3 protein-coding genes are annotated in these 1553 nt (G+C 42.6%); all 3 read right to left on the bottom strand.

From position 1 onward, the window contains the following. Positions 1-372 (bottom strand): DUF411 domain-containing protein (locus tag ABJV04_RS16020; protein WP_348492588.1); only part of this gene is annotated, 372 nt, incomplete at its 3' end. Between the two features lie 110 nt (positions 373-482). Beyond that, entirely contained in the window at positions 483-851 is a 369-nt protein-coding gene (locus ABJV04_RS16015) for a P-II family nitrogen regulator (RefSeq protein ID WP_348492587.1), read from the bottom strand. A gap of 64 nt (positions 852-915) precedes the next feature. Next, a partial coding sequence (locus ABJV04_RS16010; RefSeq protein WP_348492586.1) for an efflux RND transporter permease subunit occupies positions 916-1553 on the bottom strand: 638 nt, incomplete at its 5' end.

The raw sequence follows: 1553 nt of genomic DNA, 5'->3' as shown, positions 1-1553 counted from the left end.
TAAAATTGAGTTGCCTTCTTGATCAAAAAGCCTGACCTCGTACGAATCATTTGTTTCCATGTCCATTCCGGGAGAGGCTGCCGGCATACCAGGTGCAGCTAGGCCTACAGCATCAGGTCGTTCTTTGAGCATTCTACTGATGTCTTCTACAGGCACATGGCCTTCCACAATATAGTCATCGACAAAAGCAGTATGGCAGGATGCCAGATTTAAAGGAACATTATTAGTTTCTTTAATCGATGTCATTTCAGCTGAATCATTCACAGATACCGGATAACCTTGTTTTTTAAGATAAGTTGCCCATCTATCACAACAAGTACATTGCGGGTTTTTGTACATAACTACTTCAGGCAGATCCGAATTAATAGACACAGATATTCGATTAGACTTTTTTGCTAAAGCCCATACTGTAACGCCTGAAATGATAATAATGCTTAGGTATAGAATTGGTTTTTTATAATTTTTCATGAGATTATAAATCTTTATTTAGGGGTAGGGTTAGGTCGTTCGTGTTGTAAGAAGTCACTACCTGAGTCTCCTGATCTAATATGAACAGATTTACTAACCGGAGTCACATATATAATTCCATCCCCGGGCTGTCCACTGCGACCCTTGTTTCGAATGATTTCGACTACCCGCTCGGTATCTTTTTCACTACACACCACCACGAGTTTAACAATGTTAGTAAATCGTTCAGCAATGCTGACTGAAAGCTGGGCTTTTTCCGGGTCCGACATTCGACCCAGTCCCATTACATCGATTAGTGTCATGCAGCAGAAACCTTGCGCTTCCAGCCCGTCAATGACTTGTTCTGCTTTTCGTTTGCGAATAAATGCTTTGACTTCATTCATACTTATTACCTTTTTTGTTAGGTCTGGCAAGTTTGAAAAACCTGCCAGATCTTATTTCTGTTTGTCAATTAGTTAATTGTTGATCTTCGCCCGTTGTTTTTGTCAGTTGTTTCACTTCTCGACTCTTCCAGAGGTAGTACACCACTGGGAGTACAACTAAGCTGAGTATGGTTGCAGTAACCATACCTCCAACCATAGGTGCAGCAATACGCTTCATTACAGCTGCACCAGTTCCTATACCCCACATTATAGGTAGCAGCCCGCCGGTGGTAGAAAAGACGGTCATAAATATCGGCCGTATACGTTGGGCTGAGCCTTCCATAACAGCATGCTTAAGGTCTTCAAGGTTGTTCATTTTGTCATTATATTTGCGTTCGTTGTAAGCATTGTCGAGATAGGTAAGCATAACCACGCCAAGTTCAGCAGCTACTCCTGCCAATGCAATGGCACCAACACCCACAGCCACACTCAGGTTATACCCCAGGATATACATGAGCCAGAACGAACCTACCAGCGAGAAGGGTAATGTCAGCAGCACAATTATACTCTCCTGTAGATTTTTAAAGTTGAAGTATAACAGCAGAAAAATAATCAGCAAGGTGATTGGTACTACCACCTGAAGGCGCTTTTTGGCCCTCTCCATGTATTCATATTGCCCACTCCAGGTTAGGCTATACCCGGAAGGCATGTCCAGTCGTTCTT

Source organism: Aliiglaciecola sp., assembly GCF_039982535.1.
Classification (GTDB): Bacteria; Pseudomonadota; Gammaproteobacteria; order Enterobacterales; family Alteromonadaceae; genus Aliiglaciecola.
The sequence above is the reverse complement of the archived record's forward strand: the minus strand, read 5'-3'. Positions and strand labels throughout refer to the sequence as shown.